The 17,839-nt window shown below is 53.6% G+C and carries 14 protein-coding genes; all 14 read right to left on the reverse strand.

The annotated features are described in order from the left end of the window. Positions 1–124: 124 nt before the first annotated feature. Positions 125–580 (reverse strand): hypothetical protein, encoded by a 456-nt coding sequence (locus tag RB_RS23545; RefSeq protein ID WP_011123217.1) that lies wholly within the window; start codon positions 578–580, stop codon positions 125–127. Then, positions 577–1,386 (reverse strand): radical SAM protein, encoded by an 810-nt coding sequence (locus RB_RS23550; protein ID WP_164922415.1) that lies wholly within the window; start codon positions 1,384–1,386, stop codon positions 577–579. The genes RB_RS23545 and RB_RS23550 overlap by 4 nt, the downstream gene beginning before the upstream one ends. Continuing rightward, complete coding sequence (locus RB_RS23555) at positions 1,358–2,383, reverse strand: hypothetical protein (RefSeq protein WP_011123219.1); 1,026 nt, start codon at positions 2,381–2,383, stop codon at positions 1,358–1,360. Before RB_RS23555 ends, RB_RS23550 begins: the two co-directional genes overlap by 29 nt. Continuing rightward, positions 2,374–3,087, reverse strand: a complete 714-nt coding sequence (locus RB_RS23560) for a glycosyltransferase (RefSeq protein WP_011123220.1) — start codon at positions 3,085–3,087, stop codon at positions 2,374–2,376. The genes RB_RS23555 and RB_RS23560 overlap by 10 nt, the downstream gene beginning before the upstream one ends. Then, entirely contained in the window at positions 3,080–3,445 is a 366-nt protein-coding gene (locus tag RB_RS23565) for a hypothetical protein (RefSeq protein WP_011123221.1), read from the reverse strand. Before RB_RS23565 ends, RB_RS23560 begins: the two co-directional genes overlap by 8 nt. 103 nt (positions 3,446–3,548) lie before the next feature. Then, on the reverse strand, positions 3,549–4,280 hold the full coding sequence (locus RB_RS23570) for an ImmA/IrrE family metallo-endopeptidase (protein WP_164922416.1): 732 nt from the start codon (positions 4,278–4,280) through the stop codon (positions 3,549–3,551). Between the two features lie 2 nt (positions 4,281–4,282). Then, complete coding sequence (locus RB_RS23575; RefSeq protein WP_011123223.1) at positions 4,283–4,831, reverse strand: helix-turn-helix domain-containing protein; 549 nt, start codon at positions 4,829–4,831, stop codon at positions 4,283–4,285. Between the two features lie 136 nt (positions 4,832–4,967). After that, on the reverse strand, positions 4,968–8,789 hold the full coding sequence (locus RB_RS23580) for a tetratricopeptide repeat protein (protein ID WP_164922417.1): 3,822 nt from the start codon (positions 8,787–8,789) through the stop codon (positions 4,968–4,970). A 37-nt stretch (positions 8,790–8,826) separates the two neighbouring features. Then, positions 8,827–9,183 carry a helix-turn-helix domain-containing protein gene (locus RB_RS23585; protein WP_011123225.1) on the reverse strand — a complete coding sequence of 119 codons (357 nt, stop codon included), beginning with the start codon at positions 9,181–9,183 and terminating at the stop codon, positions 8,827–8,829. Next, positions 9,180–12,635, reverse strand: a complete 3,456-nt coding sequence (locus RB_RS23590) for a type I restriction endonuclease subunit R (RefSeq protein ID WP_011123226.1) — start codon at positions 12,633–12,635, stop codon at positions 9,180–9,182. Before RB_RS23590 ends, RB_RS23585 begins: the two co-directional genes overlap by 4 nt. 108 nt (positions 12,636–12,743) lie before the next feature. Beyond that, positions 12,744–13,577, reverse strand: a complete 834-nt coding sequence (locus tag RB_RS23595; RefSeq protein ID WP_011123227.1) for a hypothetical protein — start codon at positions 13,575–13,577, stop codon at positions 12,744–12,746. Further along, positions 13,574–14,410, reverse strand: a complete 837-nt coding sequence (locus RB_RS23600) for a hypothetical protein (RefSeq protein WP_011123228.1) — start codon at positions 14,408–14,410, stop codon at positions 13,574–13,576. The genes RB_RS23595 and RB_RS23600 overlap by 4 nt, the downstream gene beginning before the upstream one ends. Then, positions 14,407–15,642 (reverse strand): restriction endonuclease subunit S, encoded by a 1,236-nt coding sequence (locus RB_RS23605; protein ID WP_011123229.1) that lies wholly within the window; start codon positions 15,640–15,642, stop codon positions 14,407–14,409. Before RB_RS23605 ends, RB_RS23600 begins: the two co-directional genes overlap by 4 nt. Next, positions 15,639–17,777: a type I restriction-modification system subunit M gene (locus tag RB_RS23610; protein ID WP_164922418.1), complete on the reverse strand. Its 2,139-nt coding sequence runs from the start codon at positions 17,775–17,777 to the stop codon at positions 15,639–15,641. Before RB_RS23610 ends, RB_RS23605 begins: the two co-directional genes overlap by 4 nt. Positions 17,778–17,839 lie beyond the last annotated feature (62 nt).

Consider the following 17,839-nt stretch of genomic DNA (forward strand, 5'->3'; position numbering starts at 1 on the left):
AACGTTTTGTTACGAAGTGTTAGTTGTACATTCCCTTCAAAAAATCGAATACCGGCGGTGCCAAACGACACAAGCCAGCGTGATGCTGGCTTGTGCGTAAGAGAGTTTGTCTTGACTACGAATTTCAATCGTCGAGGATGCCTGGATAGCTCGGCCAATCGTCGCCCCAATCGCCGGGATGAACGACGGGATAGTCTGGCATGCCTGGATAGGCTTCCCCGGGGTGACCTGGCGGAAGGTTGTCGGGAGCAGAGTAGCCAGGCGGAACGTGATAGGGATGGTCCGGCGGCAGTCGCGACCAAACGTGAATCGGCGGTGGAGACTCGATCACGACCGGTTCTTCGGGTGGCGGCGGCCATGGGTAATCGTCCGGCCACCAAGGCGGACGCGGGCCGGGATCGGGAGTGCCTGGCGGATAGTCGTCGGGCCACACTGGCGGAGGCGGCAATGGCGGCGGCGCGAGAATGATCGGGCCGTCATCGTCGTCTTCGGGATCGTAGGGCGGTTCGCTGCCGGGCGGATCAAACGGCGGGACAAAGGGATACGGCGGCATCTCGGGATAGTCGGAAGGATACGTCATTGCAGGGCACTCCGTTGCAGAGGATTGGGATGGGAGAACGCGGTGCGATTGCTGGGGCACAAGCTGCACTGCGGGATGGATTTGGTCTCGATGAAGGTTTGCAGTTCTTCATCCGTCGCGCATTCTGAACACGCTTGGTAGTCACGGAAGAGTTGCCACTGCGGAAAGTCTTGTAATCGAAGTTTGGATTCGAGCTTGGCGAAGTAGGCCAGTGCGGGACATTTCCAAAGCTTGCCCTCATAGAGCTGTGTGCACGTTTTCTGCATGCAAACCTTGAATGCGGCGTTGGGCCGCGAGGCGAAGGGCATTGGTTTGCCATTCGCCACCTTGTATTGACGCATCCAACCGCGGTGCGATTGTCGAATCTTGATGCGAATGCCGGGAAACTGTTGTCGCCAGCGCCAAACCAGGTGTTTGACTTCGCGAAAGCGTTTGACATATTCGTCGTGCGTTCCGTGTTGGCTGACTTCCAGTCTGCAATTCGTTTCGACCAGCACTTTCGGCAGGCCAGGAAAACGATGCAGAAAGAAACCGTTGGTAACGACCATCAGGTCGCTGTCCCAATGCTGTCTAGCGAGCTTGATGTGTCCCAAGATCGCGGGATTCAACAGCGGTTCGCCGCCGAGCAACGCGAACCGAGTCGGCTTCAAGCGATGCGACCACTTCTGGTAATCGGCATCGGCTTGCTCGATCGTGGGCATTGCACCAGGCAAATGATGGTCGCTGTAGTGGCTGCATTGCTGGCACGACAGATTGCAGCCGTGGGCCAAGTGGTACTCAAGTGCCGGCAAGTTGTGCCGTTGCATTGGCGTCCTCCTTAACGCGAAGTCGAAAACGCCGGGCGTTGATGCCAAGCTGCAACAGAAAGCGGGTTAGCACTAAGTGCGACGAACCGGTTTCCGTATGACTGAGCATTCGTCGATCCAATTGGTGTGGTTCGTCTGACCATTGGCCAGTGACAATCAAATCTGGATAGACGGCCAGCAGGTTCGCGGCGAGTTGTGGAGTGAAGATCGGCCCGATGTCATATTCAGCCGGTCGATCATTTCCCCATCGTTGAATCAGCTCTTGCGTTTCAGCATTGCCAGGAAATGGCAGCTCCGGTGGATCCCGCCGTTGCCACCGACAGTCATCAATGTGAGTCTTTGATCGACCAACAAAATGGTAGACGTAGGATTGCATGACCGGATTGATGGCCCAGGCGGCCGAGTAGACCATGCTGACGTTGAAATCGGACGGCAAGAATTGGATGTAGCCCGGATGGTCGTTGTAGAGCTGATTGACGATCAACGATTCGTCGGTGGCCTGATCGCTGGCACCCCACGTCGGAATCAAATTCCGAATGATGCGAGCGAACATCGGGCCATACATTTCCGAACCGTACAGATAGAGTCCGCCATTGGGATGCAGCCATGTCGGTGCCGGCCGCACACTGCATCGCTTCGCCCAAATCTCTTGTGCCCGCTGCTGCCAACCGCCATTGTCGATGCGATTGTTTGCAGACTGACGCTCAGCGACCATTCCAAATTGCTTCGGCGTCAACAAATCAAACGGCGAAGGACAGTCCGATCGGATCAACATGTCATTGTCTAGTTGCAGCACGTGCGCCAGCCCGAACTTTTGATGCACGTGATCGCAGACAAATATCTTCTGCCAGAATGGATGCACGGGTTGAAGGTGATCGTCAATCCAAAGCACCTCCGCGCCCCATCGTTTCGCGGCAGCCTCATAGCTTTCTCGTACGTTCTGCGATGCTCGCCGTGGTGGCAAGTCGAGGACCGCAATCACTCGTTTCATTTCCATACAACTTTCTCCAGTCCGTGTTTGTCCAATCCGGCCTTCAGGAACTCAGGTCGCCGTCGCTGATAGCCGGGCGGGTCAACGTGCTCGTGTTTAAATGAGTGATTCAGATCGACCGCGACGTTCATACCGGCGATCTTTGCTCGCCAGAAGAAGTCCCAGTGCTCTTCGACCTTGAGTGACTCGTCCCAGCGGATCGCTTGCAGGATGTCACGATAGGCAACAAAGCAGTTGCCGACATAGTGACACCATCGAATCGAACGCCGCTGTCGGTAGCTTCCGAAGGCGATACGCAGCGTTCTGCCGTCGACACGCAACATGCGAGGACGCTCGTCGTTGTTACTGAGCGCCGCAAGCAAATCGAGATCGTGATGCTTGTTGAGCGTCTCGATTAATTCGGGAAGACGCGTTTGATTCGTCACGAGATGATCGTCATCGGCAAAGATAACGATCGGTGTGTCGCCAGAATCAAGCAGTCTGTTGCGACCGGCGGAGAGGCCGATGTCGTACTCGGTCTCAATCAGTCGATCGACCATGGCGGCATCGTCTGGACAAACGGCCGAGAAACGCAGTTCCGGTTTTCCGTCATCAAGGACGTGGATCAGCGGACGGTGATCACCATAGTGGTCGTAGATGCTGCGGACGAGTGCCGCACAGCAATGCGGGCGATGGATCGTCTTGATGCAGAAAGTTGCTTGATTACGCACGAACGATTTGACCTCCTGGCTTCGACAAATAGGTCAGCATCGCGACGTCGTACCGGCTATCGAACCGTTCGAGTTCCGCAAGGAAATCGTCTTCGCCAATTTGGATGGCTTGTTGGAAGATCGAACGTTGTCCCGACTCGGTCGCCATTGAATGCAAGTCACGCAGTAGCAATTCGATCTTCTGTCGTGTCGGCTCTTCCAGCGACTGATACGCCTGAAAGATCGGTTCCACGTCCGTTTCGATCGCCTCCGACCAATTCACGTCGATCGGAATTTTCAGCCCGCCAAACATTTCCTCCAGCAAACCGTTGGAAGTCTGCCGCAGGACGTTCCGCGGATTAAACCCAGCTAATGACATCGTCTTTTCCCCCTCTCGGAAACGCACCGTACACTACACACTAAACACAGAATCAAAAACGAATGCCTCCGATTCGGAGGCATGAACAAACCCTCAAAGCCGCCTACTCAGCGAACAAACCCAGATACTCCAATTGAATCCGCATCGCCTCGTCCGACACCGCGAATTGATCCGCCAGCGATTCACAGAACATCTCACGCATCAAACGGATCGGATCCGGCTGGACCTCGATCCCGTCCGCGTCGATCAAGAAACGTATCGGCTCGATCGCCGGCACAAGTTCTCGAAGCCGGCAGTCGCAAATCGGCGCATTGCTGCCGGTTAGCATTCGCCATGCCGGCCTGAGCAACCACTCCGGCATCAGCAAACAACCGGCGAACTCATCGGCCTGTCGTTCGATCAATGGACGAGTATGATCCTTGCGACAAATCACGTCCGGCATTTCATCGTCACCGTACAACACCGCATGTCCGTTGTCGTCCAGGAACAAAAACCGGTGCAACTGCCAGTGTGCGATTTCGTGGCCGAGCGTGAAGTGATAGCGACCGAGAAGATCGGGGAAACGATCAGGATTCAGTGTGTCGTCGATCAGAATATGTCGCCGCGAGAACCAGATCGCACCATGAACGCGACCACCAAGTTGGCTCTGAAGATCCGAGAAGCCAAATGTCAGCGGCAGCACCGATGTCGTGACGTCTTCGATTTCGATGGGAGGTTTCGTGATCGGCCCGAATCGCTTCGCGTACTCCGCCAGCACCGCGTCGGCCTCAGCAGCAATCTGGCGAGACGACAGCGGCGGCACTTCGATTCCCTGTGCCAACAAATCAACGACCATCGTCACTTCCCCCGCTTTTTCATTTTACGAATCTGTTCTTTGATGGTTTCAAATTGTTCTGGTGAAAGCCCAGTCGCTAACCGCATCAGCTCGGGCATGTCCTTGGGGTGTTGGCGGACCATGACATCCACGTCATCCGGCACGCGATCGGCCAGCCGAATCCATTCGTCGGAATCTTCGCCCAACAACTCAGCGATCTTCGTGACACGATCTGCCGTTGGCGGTGCAAAGTGATCCTGCTCGACCTGTGACAAATACGTCGCCGAAACGCCGATCATCTCCGCGAATTTGCGCAGCGTGATCTTCTTCGCCGTTCGCTTCTCGCGCAGCACCGCGCCAAACGACTTCGCACCACGAGCCTTTTTCATCGCGCAGGCCTCCCTGCCGAATCGTCGCCCGAAATCCACTGCATCCAAAGCATGGCAATCTCCATCAACCACTTTCTCCTCCAGAAACCCGCAAAAACACGAGCCCCCGACCCTCGATGTATAGCGTACACTAAACACTGCAATGATAATATCCCGTGTCCCCAAACCCAGACAATCCCCCAATCCGAAATTTTGCTAGCAAAACCGACAGCCCGGATTATTGAACCAGACGCCCGTGACACGTCTGGTCCATCGGATAAGACGATTTTCTGGTTTTGAGAAGATTTGCTGCGAAGTTTGAAACGACGTCAGCGGCTACTCACTTAAATCGGAAATTTGGAATCGAGTAGTCTGGGTCACCGGGCAGGATGATTGGACTTGAAGCTAGCTCCAGCTCTTCTGTACGGCGAATCGCATTACGAATCTGTTGAAGTGTATCTGGTTGAAGGCGGAACGCACGTCGGATTTGCGAATCCAGTTGCCGCAGCGAGGCGATTCCATCACGACGTTTCGCTAGGGAACGGACAACGGATGACAGCACGTCAGCTCGAAGGTTTGCAAGTTGGGTTTCCGCCCAAGTCCTCTGGATGATGAAAGCGGCGACCGGTGCTGCATGAACAACCCCGGATCGATTGAGCCATTCGATAACCGCTCTAAATACTGCGTCTGAAGAATCCCATCTGGCGCGTTCCCCTGCACGGTTCACCATCGCCTGGTCAAGTGGAATGAAACGGTAATCGCATGCGATCAACTGCAGAAGAAAGTCACGATAGGACTCATCATCTAGCAGACTCGCACGATTCATTTTTTTCAGAAGCATTGAAGTCCAAATGCGATCGACTGGCGTGTGATCCTCTTCCAGCAGCGTCACTAATGGATCGTCGATACAGAGTATCGCGTTCTTCTCGATTGCCGTACCAATCGACTCGACCGTGGCGGTACCACAGGATTCTCGCAATCGTTCACGAGCCTGTCTGCCAATCGATAGAATTCCTCGCCCACCACAGACACCCGCATTTTCCTGCAACCACGTAATGAACGCGGACAATTCCTCCAGGCCATTCGCGATTTGATCTTCCGTTCGTTCCTCGAGCCACGGCTTTCCAAACCGTATTCCGGCAAAGCACTCGCTCCGAAATCTAGAATTTGGATCCCTTCGTAACGAGCGAACGGTATCCAAAGCACTTGCGCTGACGATACAACCAGCGGGAAGACGCGAAATCCTGCGATGCGCAGAAAGCAAGAACAGCGTCGCCAGTGTCGATGGAGACAATACAATCGCACGATCGGAGTCAATGAATTGATCGGCTCGTTGTTTTTCTGTCACATCCCCAGAGCAACATTGGATTCGACAATCAGAACTGGCCGCTAAGAAACCAATCGCCTCGATGAGCGAACGTCCTGTTACTCTCGCAAACCAGCTAACTGAGGGAACCTCGTTCTGGTAGATCCGAAACGAGTTTTCGTTTGGCTCGTGAAGCTTCCTTTGTACTTCAAAAAAGGCATCAACATCAAGCTCACCGTTAGGCTTCTTGAAGCTAAACGATCGCAGGAAACCATCGTTGCCGAAACGTGAGGTCCAGTTATTTATTGAGTCGCGAGCACGGTATTCGACTTTATCGAGAATCGCTTCGATCGTTCCGGTTTCTTCTTGAAGATCATCTTCTCGCAATCGAATGACATCGCCCACGCACTTGCCGATCATTTGCTGCGTTAGAAATGATTCTCTCGAGATTTCCTGCAATGGGCCAATGGGAACATCTGATTCGATGACACGCCAATGAATTTCCTTCGTTGCGCCATTCGAGATTGCCACCGCACAGTTTTCATCCACCGTGGATCGAACGGGAAACTTTGTCTTTGTCCCGAACTGATATGCCCCAATCAAGCATTGATGCGCAAGTGAGTTGTTGAAGTGTTGTCGAACCAATTGGTACGCCAGCCTGAAGCCGTCATTCGGATTCGGCCCCTCGACCAACAGATGAGCGACACCACAGACGGCTGATAGGGAAAGGCTCTTACTATCCCCGCAGTCTTCGAGCCCAGGCAGTATCGCCAGATCGTAGGTTACCAACGATTCGTCTTCCAGCCACTTTCCAATCCAGCTTAGTTTTAGACGCAGGTACTTTGCAAAACCTTCATCAATCGGCGCAGCCAAGAATTCGTTGATTCGAGCAATCGCGTCGTCAAATTCACGAACTGCCTCCAATGCGAGAATTTCTAGCTCCATTGACTGGGCTGTTGATCTTCCCAGGTCGCGGAGCTTCGCCGTGAAGCTGAGGAGAAATTCGTAATCCTTAGAATTCCAAGCCGTCTTCAAGAGAAGTTCGGCTGCGGCGTCAATGCTCGCAGTTTCGACAACATCTTTTAAAACGACACTTGCTTCGTCATCCAGTCCGACATCCGCTAAGGTCTTCCCCAAAAAATACTTAACTACAGGTGGAGTCGTTGATGTCAACGCGTCGAATGCGTCTTTTGCGTTCGTCCTGGCCGACTCTACTTCCCCGGTTACAAGGTCTATCTCGGCAGCGATGCTTTGTTGCGCCGCCTGCTCAAGTCTCGACGCATACTGTTGCAGGATGTCTCTTGCTCGAGGTTCGTATTGGGCTTCCGCCAGTTCACGTGCTAGTAGCTCGACCGCTTCAAACGTCAGTCGTTCGTCAGGTGCTGGAACAGCGTCCAGTATGCCTATCAGAAGCTCCTCAGCACGGTCACGATCTGTAGGAGTATTTCTGGAGAAAAGTAGACGCGACAACAATAGACCAGGGTCGATCCGCGAACTGTCGCAATTCGATTCATCGAAATGCTCAATTGCCTGCTCGTACTTGTTATGTCGGATCAGGAAGACGCAAAGCTGGTAGTTTAATTCACCGTCCTCTGGACGTTCTTGAACACCTGCTCGAAGATCAGCTTCTGCGCGATCCGGCTTATTGAGAACTTCCTGCGCAAGTCCGCGATGGTAAAACGCATGAGCTCGGGTCAATCGCGTTTGGCCCTCCGAAGCAAGCACGTTGGAAAGCAATTCAATCGTTTCTTTCGCAAGACTTTCGCACTCTGCCGTCGTGATTTCCCGCCGGCCGACGTGGCCATCAATCGCGAGATTTGCGAGAGCCGAACCCAAGCTCATTTTGAACTGTAAGTCATCTGGCGCCTTCGCAAGCAATTTACGCGAATATTCGACTGCATTCTCAAGTTCGCGTCGGATGGACGCCGCACAGCAAAGGGCAAACAGAACTTGCTGGTCATGAAGCAAATCCGGGGGCACATCTTCTTCCAACTTCTTTGTTGGCACCTGCTCGCTCGCCGACGCAATCTTCACGACCAATGCTTCTAGGCACCGCGGATTGTCAGCCAGCACTTCGTTTGCAAGCTCTAATGCTCGCTTACTCTCACCGAGCAGGTGATAAGCAATCGCTTCAAGACCAGCTGCGTCAGATTCGTTTGGCTGATATCGTCTTGCCTCTAGGAAATGTTTGGCCGCCGTTTCTAGCTCATCTTTCTGGTTGTGTGCGTGCCCCAGATTGGCTTCAACCCGGTACTTCTCTCTTGCGGTAAGTTGGTCCCATGAGTCGCGTCGAATTTGGTTTAATAAAACGATAGCGATGTCGGGTTTTCGCTCTTTCAGGTATCCAGCGCACTGGTCGATCTTAGCGTTGAAATCCGCGTCGCTGGCTCGATTGACGATGGTAACACTGTTGCCGTCACCCGTGACGTCGCCAACTACTACCGATTGACTTTGATGACCAATTGCCGACGAAGATTGCGAAGTGAACAATCGAATTAGCACCGGTCCGTTGCGTGATACGCCGGACCGAACATCCTTATCGAACGCTGCCAAACCCAACGTCACAATGGCGGCGGCAACGTCAAAGCTCCAAGGCACATCGCCCTCAATCGAAGCAACGGCTGGAAACCAAGCAGAGAACGAGCCTAGGACGACATTGGGAACACTTCTGATGGCCAGCCATGATATCGCAACACTCGACGCCAAACGAAAGAACCTGTACTTCGGGTTGAAGTACAGCATCAGCGCGAGAACAATCGCACCCGCGACAAATGCGTAAATTCCGTACGGGCTTGGCAGCAGGTAAGCGACCCCTACGGCAACCACGAACAGCAATCCGATGGATAGCGAGCTCATCAACCATGAGTCGGTCTTCAAAAAGTTCTTGATTCTCTCACTCCGTTGTTTGAGTTAGCCGTCTGATTTGGATTCGGACTTGTTGCAGTTGTTGGTCCGTCAATTGATCTGCTTCCCGAATCAAGGCCGGCATTTCGATGGGGTGGCTTTGAATGATCGCCGGAAGATCGTCTGGAACGCGACCGGCGAGTGCAGTCCATTCATCGGGATTCGCATCCAGCAGCTCCGCCATCACTTTGACCCTCTCAGCCGTGGGTGGGGCCACGTTGCCTTTTTCAACCTGCGACAAGTATGTCGGGCTGACGCCGGACAGATCGGCGAACTTTCGCACGCTGTAGCGACCATCTCGCGCCTTTCGCAGAACCTCACCAAAAGTCTTTTTGCGGCGGTTCATGACGGGTCGGCCCCCACCGTCAACAATCCTGCTTCACTTTGTTGCCACACGTGCTCGTACAGTCGCCCAGCAAGCGCATTGGTCTCGTCTTCACTGAACGGCGGTCGTGGCAGTGTCTCGAACAACCAATCGAGAATCGACGTCTCTACCTCTGCCTGTGTTTGAGCGTTTCGCGTCCAATGCTCCATTGGGGCTAACAGGTCGCGAATACTCAACAGCAATGACTGACTGGCCTGCTTTACCTTTTCACGATCCTTCTTGGTCAGCTTGTCACGCTTCAACAGATCGAAAATCGCCATCTCCTGCGGGGAAAGCCCTTCCTCGACCGCCCGACGCTGCTCTTCGTCGAGATTGCCGGCGAGCGCCACCAGCGCCGCGAATGTTTGCTCAACCGTCGTTCGATCTTTTTCACGGTTATAGTCCGCAATGATTTCTTGATAGCGGCGGTAGTAATCCATCATCAACGGATTCGTTCGCAGCATGGCAGCCAACTTCTTTTCGAGTACATCACGAATATCCTGAATCGCGACGTTCTTCCTCGGAACCTTGCCAAACTCTTCCTTCAGCTTCTCAAAGTCAATCTGGCTTAGGTCGATTGTCAAACCCTCAGCGTGGTCGTCGCCCGGTCCGGCCGCTCGAATCGCTGCATTGACGATCCGATGCAACTCTTTCAACAACTCGGTCACGTCCGCGGTGTCGCGTTTTTCGCTCAGCTTCTTGTAGATGGCTTCGATATTGTCGTGGCGTTCGGCGTAAGCGTAAATGCTTGGCTCGGTCACCAACGCTCGGAACCGACTGAACAACTCGCGAGCCATGATTTCAAACCGACTGCGTGTTTCATCTGTGACGCAAACAGCGTCCGTTCCGTCTCTGATCACCGCGATACGAACAAACCCTTTGGCACCAGCGAACCGATTGACATCGAAACCCAGGTCCGCCAAGAACTGCTCGATCACCTCTAATGCATCAATCAACGATGCCACCAGATTCTCAATCGGCTCGGCCAGTTCGTCGGGCGGCAAGGCATCGTCGTCCCCCACCGCGTATTGAGCCAACGCCTTCCGGAGGCTTTTCAGCATTCCGTTGTAGTCTACGATCACACCGCAATCCTTGCCCGGATAAACGCGATTGGCCCGAGCGATCGCCTGCATCAACGTGTGAGCCTTCATCGGCTTGTCGATATAGAGAGTCGACAGACATTCCACGTCGAATCCAGTCAGCCACATGGCGCACACGATCGCCACGCGAAAGGGATGTTCAGGCTTCTTGAAAGCGTCTTCCAACGTCAGGTTCTTGCCGCGGGCATCCGTAAATCCACGTTTGATCAAATCGCGATGCGGAACGATGTCAAAGCCCCACTTCGCGAAATCACGAACTTCGTTCTGAGCCTCGCTGATGTTGATCGCAATTTGTGTGCTCTCCATCCACGCGATGCGCCCGCGAAGATCCGCCAAGTCTTCCTCTCGCTTTTGCTTCAAATCCGTATCGCTCGTCGCCGCGACCTGCGCCTCGGCAATCGGGATCTGGTCGCGAAGCTCCTGCGTTCGTCGTTTCCAACGAGGCTCGATCATGGCATACATACGGCCGCAGGTGATTTTGTCGATGCACACGAACATCGCCTTGCCCGATTGCCAACGCATCGAGCAATGTTCGACAAAATCGTCAGCCAGTTTGTCCAGCCGATCATCCGCTGTAATGACTTCGTAATCCTGGCCTAGCAGTTTTTCCAGCAACCGCGTTTGGTCCTGGTCCAAATCCGCTTCTTCGACCTTTTCGGCGATCTTGTCATTCAGGTCCAATCTCGCGAGCCCCAACTTCTCGCCACGGTTTTCGTAAACGAGGCGTACCGTCGAGTTATCCTCCTGCGATCGTTTGAAGTCGTACTTCGAGATGTATGTCCCAAAGATTCGTCGCGTGATGTGATCGCGCTTGAACAAGGGTGTTCCGGTGAATCCGATGAACGACGCATTCGGAAGTGCCAGCCGCATGTTCCGGGCCAGCTTGCCTGCCTGGGTCCGGTGAGCCTCGTCCGACATCACGATGATGTCCGCGCTGTCGCTGTAGGGTTCATCAGGTTTGACGTCTTGGTTGAACTTATGAACCAAGCTGAAAACAAACCGATGATTCTGTTTCAGAAGCGTTTTCAGCTCTGTTCCGGAGCCGGCCCGTGGAGTCTTGTCGTTTGCCACACCACATCCCACGAACGTCCGAAAAATCTGGTCGTCCAAGTCTTCGCGATCCGTCATCACCACAAACGTGAAATTGCCCGGCACACACCGTCGAACCTTTTGGGCGAAGAACGCCATCGAGTACGACTTGCCGCTTCCCTGCGTGTGCCAAAACACACCAAGTCGTCCCAAGTCCGGGTGTGCCCGTTCCACCAACGGCAACTCCATCGTCCGCGGCGACGATTCGCTGACGTGCATCGTCGCGTCGGCAGCTTCCGAGTACTCAAGCTTGTCATCAGTCGGATCGGTCGTCCGCTCGGGCATTTCTACCGTCGCCATGCGGTATTGCAATCGCTGCTGGATCGGGAACAGCTCTTTCAGCTCCTCCTGTTTGACCACCGATGCAACTGCATTATTGACGCCTAGAACCTGATGATTCCGTGCTACCACTTTACGAATGCCATCGGGCCGACTGGCATCGAAAAGAATGAAATTCTCAACGATGTCCAGCAAACGCTTTCGCTCCAACATTCCATCGAGTAGCACCTTCGCGTCAAGTTCGCCCTTGTGCTTCTCGTCGTTGCGTTTCCATTCGGCGAAGTGCTCCCACTTGCTAGTGATCGAACCGTACTTGGCCCGGTCGCCGTTGCTGACCACGACGAACACGTTGTGATGGAACAGTTGATTGATGGACGTCTTCGACATGTAGTCGGTCAAGTTGTCGTCAAAACCCTGCCGGATGTTGCGATAGACCGCTTTCAACTCAATCACGACCAACGGCAAACCATTGACGTAGCAAACAATATCGGCACGGCGGTTGTAGTGCGGTACGCCGAGCCCTTTCACTTTTAATTCACGCACCGCCACGAAGCGATTGTTTGGAGCGCCGCCGGCTTCTCCGTCGGCAAAGTCGATCACGCGAGCGTGGGCGTGCTGTTCTTCATCCTTCACATCCCGCCACGACACCGGTACGCCGTCTCGGATGTAGCCGTAGAACGTCTGATTGTGTTGGACCATCGTGCGAGAGAAATCGACATGGGTCAGTTTGTCGAACGCTTGCTGGTGAGCAACCTCGGGCAAGCCCGGATTCAACCGAGCGATCGCGGCTTTCAAATCGGGAGCCAACACTGCATCGCGCTCGTTGGCCCGCCCCAACGAACCGCCAGGACCAAACGTTTCCGTATTGAACGCGTACACGCTCTCCCAACCGAGGTGATCGCGCATGTAATCCGCAAACGTCGCTTGGACGAGTCGGTCCTCGCTGTTGATTCCGGTAAATGCCATCTATGAGCCCTCGTTGAATAAGTGATTCACTCGGGAATCGAACCCGATCGTCCCCCTTCAGCCAGGCACTCGCCACTGAGTGCGTGGTTGGAGGGGGGCATGCTACCGTTACATCAATGAATCATGTTTCTGCTCTATCTCAAACGCGATTTGGTCCGCCGTGGTTGTATCAAGTCCAAAAACGGTCTTAAGGTTGACCGAGATCTTTTTCCGTATACGCGTCGTGTTCCCTGCCAGCTTTTTGAAGGTTGGTGAGTGCCCGTCTAGAACACTACTCCACTCATCTCCCTGCGGAATTGACGCTTGAGAAAAACGCTCTCCGATCGTCTTCGCGATTCGACTGAACAAAACAAAATCGTCGAAGCAGAGTTTTTCTGGTGAATTTGGTGCAGTGAGTTTTTCGTATTTCTTTTCGTTCTCAGGTGACCATGGAATCAAGTTTTCAAACTCAGCCTCAACTGTTTCGACAACGCACTGATCCTCGTGAAGGACCCAATTCCGAACCGCTCGGTAATAGTGAAATAGAGAAATCAAGTCTTTCCCGACGAACCTTTGCATCTCGTGCGTCGATCGCTTCATGTTCTTTAGCGCAAGCGACAGTTTATCAATGCCTTTTGCGTCTCCAGAATATTCGCGGGAGAGTAGATCAAGGTGTTCCCTACGAAGATTCGTGAAAAATCGGTCGGCCGATTCGTAGACAACGACAATATGATGCCGGTACAGGTGCGTTTGAAACGAAGCAAGCTCGGAGACATTGACGCACACTCCGTGGGATTTTGATGCCGCCGCGACGAAGTCTTTGACGCTAGTCTTATTGGCAGCGGCAGCGACGAAGTATCTCGCCGCAAGTTCGGTCATTTCGACCATGGCGTCCAGTTCGCCCATCTCTTTCTGCAGTCGGCGATAACATGGAAGGCTAAACGTATTCGAGGATGACGTCATTGGAGATCCTTTCCTCCAGTAACCGCCAATTCGTCACGCACATATTCTCCAAATGCAATCAACACCAGGTCGATCGTCGAAAGGCAATGTTCGATGAACTCGCTGGTCATGTAGAACACCCAAGGTTCACCACCGAATGTCGCGGAAGAAAACCACTCCGCTGGCCATTTCTCCGTTGCGATCCGATTGGCAAATCTCAACCGTTCGTCGACTGGCCACTCAAAGCCACAATGAAACATCTTATTCCGGTAGCCAAAGAGTGCTTCGAGCGTAGGCTTCAAGTCACCGGGGAAGCGATCGCAGACCCCAATTGCATCGGCGAGTTGAAGTATCCCCTGCACCAAATCTGTACGCGACTGGCCGTTCCTAAAGACAAGGTGGCAATCCCACTTCGCCTTGTCAGCATCTTGCCAGCGTGAATGACTGCTCATTTCCTTCTTGCTCGATTCCAGCTTCGTACCAATCGCCAAGAAGCACTGGAAGAAAACAGTCTCGAAGAACGGTGCCAGCATACCGATCGCCGCCATGCTATGAGCGGCGTCCTGATACACGGATTCATGCATCAGTGAAACATATTCATCGGTCGCGTACTCGTTCCAAATTCCGGAGAGCCGCTTTGCCTTCTCCTCGGTCTGTTGGATTCGCTCGGAATGGGCAGCCTCGGTGTCAGCATTTCGGCGGAGCAGATATTGGATTGCTCTAAGCTGCGATTCAATGTCGAACGCAATACCCAGCCCATGAAGCCAATCTCCGGCCGAAAGCTCCAGAAAGTGATCTGGATCCAACTTATTGAGCCAATCGGGCAGGTCGGGAAATGTGGAACTGTCGTTCATACTGGAATCTCCCCGCTCATCAATCGCGGCAGAAGATGGCTACGCCCTGCAACCAAACGCTCATTCTGACTTTCCAAATTGTCCATCTGAGCGAAGATGGTTGATGCCATTTCGAGAAATATCTTGCGAATGTTGCTGCTGGGAATCAGTACCTCAATTCGTCCAAGAACTTCTTGGTTAAGCGACGCCATGGTTGCCTTGTTTGAACACTGGGTCAGCATCCACTCTTTGTGACGTTCGTCGCGAAAGGCCAAAGACATCAGGGTCGTCGAGATACGTTCCGAATTTGATCTCATGCGAATGCAATCGGATCCTTGCACCCATCCATGCTGCATGCTTCGGATCAACACGTGGCGATCGACCGCCCCTTTCCGTCCAAACACGATGTCGCCGCTGGCAAGTACGTGTTTGTGCAGGCGTTCTGCAACTTCTTCGGGAACGAATTCAAGTTTGTCGGGTCGGACACTCCCCAAGCCGATGTTTCTTACATTGATGACCGGTGCGCCGACATCTGTGTAGTCGGATGCTTTTAACTGAGTGCCGAATGGTCCCGTCTGAAGCTCAAGCTCGCCTGCCTCCACCAATTCAGCGATCGTTTGCTGTTCCCAGCCATTCGGGACGCCATTGGCAAAGTGCGCGTGTTCGTGTCCGGGGAAGCGGAGTCGAACGAACCACTCCTCATGAAGTTGCCGAGCCGACGCTTCCAACAATTCCATCCGACGACGATTGTTCTCGATCAAGTCGTCATATCCTGAAAGGACGTCCGCAATTCGCTGCTGAACGTCGATCGGTGGAACAGGGACATGAACGAGGGCAAGCTTCTCTCGTGGAAGATGCTTAATGGTCGAACCGGTAAAGAAGCCGCTCAATACACCACGCTTTCCCAAATCAACAAACGAGTAAAACAGGAAGCGATTGTCGAGGCAATCGTGAGGGCGGATACGATGAATCGCTTTTTGAATCATCATGTTTTCGCATTGGTTCTTCCAAATCGCGCAGCGGCCTGGTTCACCTCCCTCACACATGACGATGTCACCGGAACGAAGCTCAAACTTTTCAACCTCGTGCTCTTCAAAACGCATTTCACGCAAATCCGTGAGATCGAACTCTCCCCATCGAACATTGACATTCGCAAGATAGGGCATCAACTCGCCACGATTCTTCTTTGCGTCGAGCATTTTCCCGAGCCTGAAGTCAGCTACGTCTTCAAGTGGTGCTGATTTCCAGCTCAAACGACCATCTCCTCGTAGTTCGCTTGAATCTTCGCAGCCAGTTCGACCGCCTCTGCATTCAAACCCGCGAGTTCAACGTGGATGTCGTGCATCGTCTGATCAAAGTCAAAATTTTCATCGACTTCCGCTGGCGCGACGCCGACATATCGGCCTGGCGTCAGACTCCAATCCGCCGCTTCGATCTCGGCTAAGCTGACCAATTTCACCAACCCAGCAACGTCCACCAATTTCCCGTCGGGAAAGCGCTCCAGCAACCAGGATGCTTGGCGATGAAAGTAAATGCCACGCCGCAATTGCTCGATCGCTGACTTACGAACTTCGTCAAGTTGTTTCAATTCTCGGCCTACCACGCGGCGATCAAAAGGCAATGCTTCCTTCACTTCGTCGCTTGCATCGGACAACAACGACGCGACCAAGGGGCTGATCCGGCCAGCCAATTTGCACAGCAGATCAATCTGCTTGATCAGCCCGCGAATGCGCTCAGCCAGTGGCGTGAAAGCCGCCAACGCGGACCGCTGAGGCTTCGTAGTCGCCGGCGGTTTCTCATTCTTGCCTTTGCGATAGGCGACCAAATCCTTCCACAGCGATTGGCGATCCTTACGGTAGGCTGTGTCGGCTTCTTGCAGTTCCGTAACCGCTGCGAGGATCGGCTCCTTCTCTGCATCCGCGACGAGTTTGCACCGCTGAAGCTCTTTGACGAACGCGGATGTCTTATCGTTGACACTATCGAGCGTCGATTCCAACTCTTGCAGTGGTGGCTCGCAGCCTTGTGTTTCGATATTGATCGAGTGCAGATATCGTTGGACCAATGCGACGAACCGCTTCTTTTGGCCTCGGTACAACCAAACAATCGACGACAGATTTGCCATCTGCTCGGGTGCAAAGTCATTGATCGTGCGATTCACTTTGCGGTAGACACTGCGAGCATCAACCATCAAGACGTGATCACGCTGGGCCTTTGGCTTGCCGCGATCAAAGAACCACAACTCACACGGAACCGAGCGGGTGTAAAAGAAGTTCGACCGTATCGACATCATCACGTCGACGTCCCCCGTACGGACAATTCGTTCACGAACGTCCTTCTCGCCATGCCCGGCGCTGGACGCCTGCGACGACATGACGAATCCGGCACGACCTTTTTCGTTCAGATAGCTCCAGAAATAGGAGATCCACAGATAGTTGCCATTCGCAACCTTCTTCTGCTTGTTGACGCCTGGTAATCCGAAGGGCAACCGATCCGTATCGGTCTTGATTCGCTCGGCATCGACCAAGTCGACGTTGAACGGAGGATTGGCCATCACGAAGTCTGCGCCGCCGACCAAGTTGTGTTGGTCTTCGTAATACGTGATCGCTTCGCCGATTTCGCCGGTAAGACCGTGAACGGCCAAGTTCATCTTGGCGATTCGGATTGTGTCGGGGTTCTTCTCTTGACCGTAGAAGACAGCCCTCTTCGCTGTGTCGCCCCCTTCGTGTTCGATGAAGTGGCTTGACTGGACGAACATTCCACCCGAACCGCATGCCGGGTCAAAGACTTTGCCGTGATCAGGTTCGATGACATTGACCAACATTTGCACCAACGATGATGGCGTGAAGAACTCGCCGTTATCGTGGGCTTTCTGGATTGAAAAGCGAGCAAGGAAGTATTCGTAAATACGACCAAACACGTCGCCGGTGGCCTGGCGGATTTGTTCGCTATTGAACAGCCGCATCAGGTCTTCGAGTACCTGTGGTTCAAAGATGCCATAATCCTTGGGCAGTACGCCCTTGAGCGGATCAAATTTCTCTTCGATCGCCCGCATTGCATCAGTTACGAGCGCTGGCAACGGTTTATCACCGCTGGTAGCCATTTGCATGATCCAATCGAACCGTGCTTCGTCGGGCAATGGCAGCGCCCGCCGGCGAACGTAATCCTGGTCGATGACCTTCCGCTTCGGCATCCGACCAGCGGCCTTGTCCTCTTCGATTTGCCGAGTCGCCACATCGAAGCGATTTTCGGCATGGCGCAAAAAGATGATGCCCAGCACAGGCATGAAGTAGTCGCTCGAAGTCAGCTTCGAGTTGGCTCGCAGATTATCCGCCGCCGACCAAAGGTCTGCCTCCAGTTTCTCAATATCCGCAAACGAGCTCCCATCCATCCGCCAAGCACCCCAACAGTCCAAGTTGCCAAAACCATGCGATCAAATCGAATGCACATGTT

Origin of the sequence: Rhodopirellula baltica SH 1 (assembly GCF_000196115.1) — a bacterium.
In the GTDB taxonomy this organism is placed as follows: Bacteria; Planctomycetota; Planctomycetia; order Pirellulales; family Pirellulaceae; genus Rhodopirellula; species Rhodopirellula baltica.